Genomic DNA, 7,679 nt, shown 5'->3' on the forward strand with positions numbered 1-7,679 from the left:
CCAGCCAGCATGGTGAATCAGAAACCGCCTGATTTGGGAATCCCAAATCGATTCAAGCTAACTTCATTCCGCTTTAGGCGATGCTCAAACGAGCGCATTCCGGTGGCGATGGTTTGGCGCGTCTTGGAGGCAACGTACACTTCGCTTGCGGGATCGTTGCCGACGAGCACGACAGCAAGTCCCGGTGCTCGGCCGCGCCGCCCCTGCAACTCCGCGACCCCGCCGCAATCTTGAGACGCTCCTGCTCGGCGATCGCCTTGCCGTCGATATTGATCGCAGTCATGGGTTAGTCCTTGAAAACGACGGTCTTGGAGCCGTTCAGGATGATGCGGCCGTCGATATGCCAGAATACGGCCCGCGACAGCACTCGCCGTTCGATATCGCGACCTTTGCGAACGAGGTCGTCGGGTTGGTCATGATGCGAAACGCGTTCGACATCCTGCTCGATGATCGGACCTTCATCGAGATCTGGCGTCACATAATGGGCGGTAGCGCCGATCAGTTTGACGCCGCGGCCGTGCGCCTGGTGATACGGCTTGGCGCCCTTGAAGCCGGGAAGAAAGGAATGGTGGATGTTGATGCAGCGACCGGCGAGTTTCGCCGAAAGTTCGTCGGACAGGATCTGCATGTACCGGGCAAGAACGACGAGGTCGACTTTCCGATCCTCGACGATCTTCCAGATTTCCGCTTCCTGTTTGGATTTGGTCTGCGACGTAACGGGCAGGTACTCGAACGGAATAGTGCCGAGATCGTGATGCGTGAACGTCTCGATCGGATGGTTGGAGACGATGCCCGCAATATCGACCGAAAGTTCGCCAATCCGCCATTTGTAGAGTAGGTCCGCCAGGCAATGATCGAAACGGGACACCAGGACGAGCAGCTTGGGGCGCGCGGTGCGCGGACGAACCGTCCACTTCATTTTCAGCTCGTTGGCGACGATCGCGAAGGCTTCGCTGAAGCCTTCAGCATTGTCGGTCCCGACGAAGTTAAAGCGAATGCGGGCGAAGAAGGCGTTGGTCTCGACATCGTCGTACTGATGCGATTCCTGGATATTGGCGCCGGCCTCGAACAGCGTCTTGGCGACGGCGGCGACGATGCCAGGCTTGTTGGGACAAGAGAAGGTCAAAATGTAGCTGTCGGTGGACATGGGCGTCCCTTGGAACAAGGCTATGAGATTATTGAGCTGCTTTGGTTTGCCATTCGCAGCCGAACTCGGCGGCGCTGCTTGAGAACCAGCGCGAGAAGCTCTTGGCAAGGCTGCGGAACAAGGCGATTTCGAAGCAGGGGCTGCCGTCGCCGTTGTCTTCGCAACGCCAGATGGTGGCGCCGATATGGGCGACGATCGTGGTCGCGGCGGCTCCGATCTCGAACGCGCGAGGATGAAGGTCGATCTGAAAACCCTTGGCAAGGGTGTTCCTGACCGCATGGCCACCGACGCGGAAAACCACATAGCCGCCGCTTTGGTCCGACACCGACGCGAGCAGCCCGACGATCTGTTTGAGTGACATGCCAAACAGCGGGCCTGCGCCGCCGCTCATGGCGAGCCAGTAATTCGGGCCTATGGCCACGAAGGCGATCTCGCCCGCACGCACAATGGAAGGCGTCGTGGGCAGCTCAAGAAGGAAATGCTGCCTGATACGGTCGCGCAGCAGCGCGTGCTGTCCTTTGCGAGTCTGCATCGTTGCCAAGCCAAGTCCGCGCAACTCGCGGACGGTGACGCCGGCACCGGGTTGCGATTGGCCAATGTCCAATAAAGCAGGACGTGATGATAGAGCAAGATCAGCCATGCAGACGCGTCCCTTCGGGATCGAAAAAGATAGGAGAGACGATTTCGACTTCGGTGTCGCGACCGCGGACCGGATCGTAAGCGCGCACGACCTCGCCGATCCGTGCCAAGCCATTCTTGATCAGGCCGAGGCCGATCCAATGCCCGAGTATCGGCGAGAAGGCGACGGAAGTGACGTAACCTTCGTCATTCTCTGTGTTCGGCTTCACGCCGAGGGCCAGAAAATGCGCGCCGCCGTGCAGTCGCGCGCTCTTGGCGACGGGTTTGATGCCGATCAGTGCCGGCCGCTCAGGGTCGGTGAGGCCCGGCCGCATTGCGAGCGTGCGGCCGATGAAGTCTTTCTTGCGCGACATCATCCGACCGAGGCCGAGATCGGTCGCCGTCGTCGTGCCGTTCAGTTCGTTGCCGGCGACATGACCCTTCTCGATGCGCATCACGCCCAGGGCTTCCGTGCCATAGGGCACGATGCCGAGTGCGTTCCCGGCATCCATGACCGCCCGGATGGTGGCATCACCGAATTGCGCCGGCACCGCAAGCTCGTAGGCCAGTTCGCCGGAGAAGGAGACACGGAACAGGCGGGCCGGAACGTTGCGCCAACGGAATTCGATGCACCCGAGATAGGGAAGGGCGGCGTCGGAGACGTCTGCGGCATCACCGAGCAGCCGAGCCAGGAGCAGTCGGGAATGCGGTCCCGCAATCGAGTATTGCGACCATTGCTCAGTGACGGACACGAGCTGAACGTCCAACTCAGGCCAGAGGATCTGGCGTGCATGCTCAAGATGTTGCATGACCTTGGCCGCATTCGCGGTCGTCGTCGACACGACATAGTGGTCGTCCGCTAAGCGCGCCGCGGTGCCGTCGTCCATAACGATGCCGTCCTCGCGTAGCATTAGGCCGTAGCGGACCTTGCCGATTGGAAGCGTCGAAAACATGTTGATGTAGACGCGGTCCAGGAATGCAGCCGCATCGTTGCCCTGGATATCGATCTTGCCAAGAGTGGAGACGTCGCAGACGCCGACTTTGCTGCGAACCTCTCGGACCTCGCGCGACACTGTCGTCAGCCAGTCGGCTTCGCCAGCTCGAGCGAACCATTGCGCGCGGAGCCACTGCCCGGCCTCCACAAACGTGGCGCCGCGCTCTTCGGCCCAGCCATGGCTTGCGGTCAAGCGCGTTGGCTTGAACTCCGAACCACGATGGTGACCGGCGAGTGCACCGATCGCGACTGGCGTATAGGGTGGCCGGAACACGGTTGTGCCGACTTCTGACATCGAGCGCCCGGTCAGTTGCGCCATCAAGGCATGGCCGTTGACGTTCGACGTCTTGCCCTGATCGGTGGCCATGCCGAGGGTGGTATATCGCTTCAGCAATTCAACCGACCGAAAACCTTCGCGGGCGGCGAGTGCGACGTCGTCGCTTGTAACGTCGTTCTGGAAATCGACGAATGCCTTCGATCGGCTGTCGGCGACGTACCAGAAAGGCTTGGAGCCGATCGTCTCATCATCTGCCTGAGGCAGAGGATGATTTTGCACGGCAAATCCCGCCGCCTCGGCCGCTGCGGCGCCAGCTGAATCGCCCTCGCGAAGGGCATCAGCTAGCGCAAATGATCCCTGCGCGGCGCCGGCGACGGTCATGCCGGGAGGAGGCGTATTTGGAACGAATCCCCCCAGCGTGTCCGACCAGTTCGGTTGACCTCCGAGGTGGGTCGTCAGGGCGAGATTGGGATTCCATCCGCCGGACATGGCGAGCACGTCGACCGCAATGTCGCTCGTCCGTCCATCCGCCGTGTGAATGGAGATGGCCTTGAGACCTTGGCTTCCGCTCGTCTGGATAACCTGTGCGCCCGCAAAGACCCGAATTCCCAACCGGCTCGCCTTCTCGATGAGACGGGAGTCGATCTCCGTTCGCATGTCGACAATGGCTTCGACGGGAGTGTTGCCCCCGAATAGGTCGAAAGCAGTCCTCCACGCGTCGTCGCAGCCTGTGAAGATCGCGGCGCGGCGGCCGGCCGGTACGGCAAACCGGTTCAGATAGGTGCGAACCGCCGAAGCCATCGTCACGCCGGGCCGGTCGTTGCCGCCGAACACGATGGGTCGCTCGATCGCGCCCGTAGCAAGGACCGCTCGTTTGGCGACGATCTTCCAAAGCCGCTGCCGGGGCTGACGCGGCGCCGGGACCGGAAGATGGTCGGAGACACGCTCGACCGCGCCGTAGGTTCCGCCGTCATAGACGCCGAACACCGTCGTGCGGCGCAGCACGCGAACATTCGTCAGGGCGTCGAGGGAAAGGCTCGCATGGTGTGCCCACGTGGAGCCACTTTCGCCTCCGATTTCCCTAATGTCCCCATTGAGGCGGCCGCCAAGGACGTAGTCCTCGTCGCATAGGATAACGCGCGCGCCCGATCGGCCCGCGCTCAATGCCGCGGCAAGCCCGGCCGCACCGCCGCCGACAACGAGTACGTCACAGAACGCGTACAGCTTTTCGTAGACGTCCGGATCGGCTTCCGTGCTGGCGCGTCCGAGACCGGCGGCGCGCCGGATCGCCGGTTCGTAGACCTTCTCCCAGAAGGAGGCGGGCCACATGAAGGTCTTGTAGTAGAAGCCTGCGGCGAAAAATGGCGAGAGCAAAGAATTGACCGCGCCCACGTCGAATGTCAGCGAAGGCCAGCGGTTTTGACTTTGCGCGTCGAGACCGTCGAACAGCTCGACGACAGTCGCTCGTGTATTCGGTTCGCGCCACGCACCGCTCCGCAACTCGACCAGCGCGTTTGGTTCCTCGCTGCCCGCAGTCAGGATGCCGCGCGGCCGATGATACTTGAACGAGCGGCCGACGAGCTTGACGCCGTTGCCAAGCAGAGCGGAGGCGAGCGTATCTCCTGCATAGCCGTGATAGCGCTTGCCGTCGAAAGTGAAGCTGAGCGGCTTGCTGCGATCGATCAGGCCACCCTTCTCAAGCCGGTTGGACTTCACTTGCGATGCTGTCCCACTCATGAAGGCTCTCCGGCTGCAAAGGTTGCGCCGAAGATTTCATGAGTACGGGTGTCGCGGGTAACGCTAAGCCAGCTTCGGCATCCGCCGGCGTGATACCAGAGTTCCTTATGACGACCCGCCGGATTGTCGCGCAGATAGACTGCTTGATAGAAAGGCTGCAGGGTATCCGACGTTGATGCCTCGGGTCGGCGCGTGGCATCGCCATGGTAGGCGAACTCGCCTACATCACGCGGGCCGCAGAAGGGACATTCGATTCGCATGTCGGTTCTCAATGCAGGTTCGGTTGGGCGCCCTGGCCCTTTTCGTCAATGAGATGGCCGGTCTCGAAGCGATCGAGACGGTAGGCGGCCGCGACCGGGTGCGGCTCATCGCGCGCAAGCAGATGCGCGAAGCACCACCCTGAAGCCGGCGTTGCCTTGAAACCGCCGTAGCACCAGCCGGCGTTGAGATAGAGGCCGTCGACTGGTGTCTTGTCCATGATCGGCGAGCCGTCCATCGACATGTCGACCAGCCCGCCCCAAGAGCGCAGCATGCGCACCCGCCCGATTGCAGGCATCAGGGCCATGCCGCCTTCGCAAACGTCCTCAACGGTCGGCAGGTTGCCGCGCTGGGCGTAGGAGTTATAGCCGTCGATGTCGCCGCCGAAGACCAGACCGCCCTTGTCGGACTGACTGATATAGAAATGACCGGCACCGAAGGTGACGACGCCCGGAATGAAAGGTTTGATCGCCTCCGAGACGAAGGCCTGCAGCACATGGCTTTCGATCGGAAGTCTCAAGTCAGCAAGTGCCGCGACGCGCGAGCTACTGCCGGCGACGGCCAGCCCAACCTTGGTGGCGCCGATCCTGCCCCTGGTCGTCTCGACCCCGACGACACGGCCGGCCTCACGCAGGAAGCCGGTGACCTCGCAGTTCTGGATGATATCGACCCCGCGATCGCTAGCACCGCGGGCGTAGCCCCACACGACTGCATCATGTCGGGCGGTGCCGCCCCGTCGCTGCAGCAAGCCACCCTTGATCGGAAAGCGGGCATTGTCGAAATCGAGCATTGGAAGCATGCGACGCACCGCGGCCGCATCGAGCAGCTCGGCATCGGCGCCGGCGAGGATCATGGCGTTGCCGCGCCGCGCGAAAGCATCGCGCTGGGCGTCCGAGTGATAGAGGTTGAGCACCCCGCGCTGGCTGACCATCGCATTGTAGTTGAGGTCCTGCTCAAGCCCTTCCCAGAGCTTCATCGACCATTCGTAGAAGGGCTCGTTACCGGGCAGGAGATAGTTCGAGCGGACTATCGTGGTGTTCCGTCCGGCATTGCCGGAGCCGATGTAGCCTTTCTCGAGCACTGCGACGTTTTGGATGCCGTGCTCTTTGGCGAGGTAATAGGCGGTGGCAAGGCCGTGTCCCCCACCACCGACGATGATGATGTCGTAGCGCGGGCGGGGAGCCGCATCACGCCACGTAGGCTGCCAATCGCGATGTCCGCGGAGAGCTTGCCGAGCGAGGTTCAGGAAGGAGTAGTGCATGGGAGCCGAGCCGTCTCGAGCCGAACTTGTGAGAGGCATCATGCGCTGCTATGGCTGACGTCAGATGGCAAAAAACGACCAAAAGATTCCTGTTGGCGACATCACGCGGCCACGCCGGATCGGTTTCCTGCTGATTCCCGGCTTTGCACTGATGTCTTATGCATCGGCAGTAGAACCGCTGCGCGCCGCCAATGTGCTGACCGGCAAGAACCTCTATCGTTGGCGGCACATCGCCATCCGCGGCAGCGATATTGCCGCCTCAAACGGCGTCCGTATTCAGGCGGACGCCAGCATCAATAATGCCGGCCGCCTCGATGCGATCGTGGTTTGCGCAGGCGGTAATCCGCAAGCCTTCGATCACACGCCGACGCTTACCTTTCTGCGGAAGGCCGCCCGCCACGGGGTGCAATTGGGCGGCGTGTCAGCGGGCCCTTATCTCCTTGCGCAGGCCGGGCTGCTTGAGGGATATCGATGCACCGTGCATTGGGAGCATATCCCAGCCTTTACCGAGACGTTTCCGTTCTTGCACCTCAGCCGCTCATTGTTCGAGATCGACCGTGATCGCTTCACTTGTGCCGGTGGTATCGCTGCGTTGGACATGATGCACGCCATCATCCGCATCGATCACGGCGCGGCGCTAGCCTCGGCTGTCAGCGACTGGTTTCTTCAGACGGAAGTGCGCCGTGGCGAAGTCGCTCAGCGGCTATCGCCCACGGAACGATTCGGAGTCCATCATCCCAAACTGATTCAAACGCTATTGCGGATGGAAGGGGAGATCGAAACGCCCCTGTCGCCGCGCGAACTGGCCAAGTTCGCAGGTGTGTCCTTGCGACAGCTTGAACGTCTGTTCGCGCGCCATCTCGGCACTACGATCCACCGACAGTACCAACGGACACGGCTTGAACACGCCAGAGTCCTATTGCGGCAGACAACGAAGTCGATCAGGGAGATTGCGCTTGCAACCGGCTTTGCGCTACCGACCCAGTTCTCAAAAAGCTACAGGCGGCATTTTGGGCTGGCGCCGGCTCATGAGAGGAGAGTTACTTCGGTCCGTTCACAGCTACAGGACGATCAAGCTTCTTAGGAAAGATCTCTTTGAAGTCCCCTGTCTGTACCGAAAACCTAAGCTCGGGCGTAGTGGTGGTGAAGTCCGCCAAGAATGACGTGTGATTTAATGCTTCCGATCCGCTGAACCGGGCGGGCAACCGGCGCGTCTTTGTCCAACGACCGGTGCGTTCGGATGTCGTTGTAATAGCGTGCGTAGGATCGCAAAATCCCTCGTAGATGCGTCTCACCAAAGACGATGATGGGATCTAAGCACTCGCGGCGGATCGATCCGATCAACCGTTCGGCAACTCCATTCTGCCACGGCGAGGCCGGTGCAGTA

Annotated in this window: 7 protein-coding genes and 1 pseudogene; 1 reads left to right on the forward strand and 7 read right to left on the reverse strand. The window is 61.5% G+C overall.

Annotated features, from left to right (window positions below):
• Positions 1 to 74 precede the first annotated feature (74 nt).
• From AC5ZG1_RS42880 to AC5ZG1_RS42905, 6 genes and pseudogenes are all read right to left on the reverse strand, one after another.
• Positions 75 to 283 (reverse strand): annotated as a pseudogene (locus AC5ZG1_RS42880) (tetrahydrofolate dehydrogenase/cyclohydrolase catalytic domain-containing protein); the annotation flags it as partial.
• A 3-nt stretch (positions 284 to 286) separates the two neighbouring features.
• The gene (purU, locus tag AC5ZG1_RS42885) at positions 287 to 1,147 is read right to left on the reverse strand and encodes a formyltetrahydrofolate deformylase (protein WP_496136423.1); all 861 of its coding nucleotides are present in this window, start codon (positions 1,145 to 1,147) and stop codon (positions 287 to 289) included.
• Positions 1,148 to 1,175: 28 nt separating this feature from the next.
• Positions 1,176 to 1,787 (reverse strand): sarcosine oxidase subunit gamma, encoded by a 612-nt coding sequence (locus AC5ZG1_RS42890; protein WP_456646770.1) that lies wholly within the window; start codon positions 1,785 to 1,787, stop codon positions 1,176 to 1,178.
• Positions 1,780 to 4,773, reverse strand: a complete 2,994-nt coding sequence (locus AC5ZG1_RS42895) for a sarcosine oxidase subunit alpha family protein (RefSeq protein WP_496136424.1) — start codon at positions 4,771 to 4,773, stop codon at positions 1,780 to 1,782. Before AC5ZG1_RS42895 ends, AC5ZG1_RS42890 begins: the two co-directional genes overlap by 8 nt.
• Positions 4,770 to 5,033 carry a sarcosine oxidase subunit delta gene (locus AC5ZG1_RS42900; protein ID WP_456646772.1) on the reverse strand — a complete coding sequence of 88 codons (264 nt, stop codon included), beginning with the start codon at positions 5,031 to 5,033 and terminating at the stop codon, positions 4,770 to 4,772. Before AC5ZG1_RS42900 ends, AC5ZG1_RS42895 begins: the two co-directional genes overlap by 4 nt.
• 8 nt (positions 5,034 to 5,041) lie before the next feature.
• Positions 5,042 to 6,292: a sarcosine oxidase subunit beta family protein gene (locus tag AC5ZG1_RS42905; protein WP_456646773.1), complete on the reverse strand. Its 1,251-nt coding sequence runs from the start codon at positions 6,290 to 6,292 to the stop codon at positions 5,042 to 5,044.
• A 64-nt stretch (positions 6,293 to 6,356) separates the two neighbouring features.
• Here AC5ZG1_RS42905 and AC5ZG1_RS42910 point away from each other — a divergent pair, with 64 nt between their 5' ends.
• The gene (locus AC5ZG1_RS42910) at positions 6,357 to 7,376 is read left to right on the forward strand and encodes a GlxA family transcriptional regulator (protein WP_496136425.1); all 1,020 of its coding nucleotides are present in this window, start codon (positions 6,357 to 6,359) and stop codon (positions 7,374 to 7,376) included.
• A 38-nt stretch (positions 7,377 to 7,414) separates the two neighbouring features.
• Here AC5ZG1_RS42910 and AC5ZG1_RS42915 read toward each other — a convergent pair.
• Positions 7,415 to 7,679, reverse strand: a 265-nt coding sequence (locus tag AC5ZG1_RS42915) for an integrase core domain-containing protein (protein WP_496136426.1), incomplete at its 5' end; no start/stop codon positions are given.

It is taken from the genome of Bradyrhizobium sp. Leo78, assembly GCF_059512425.1.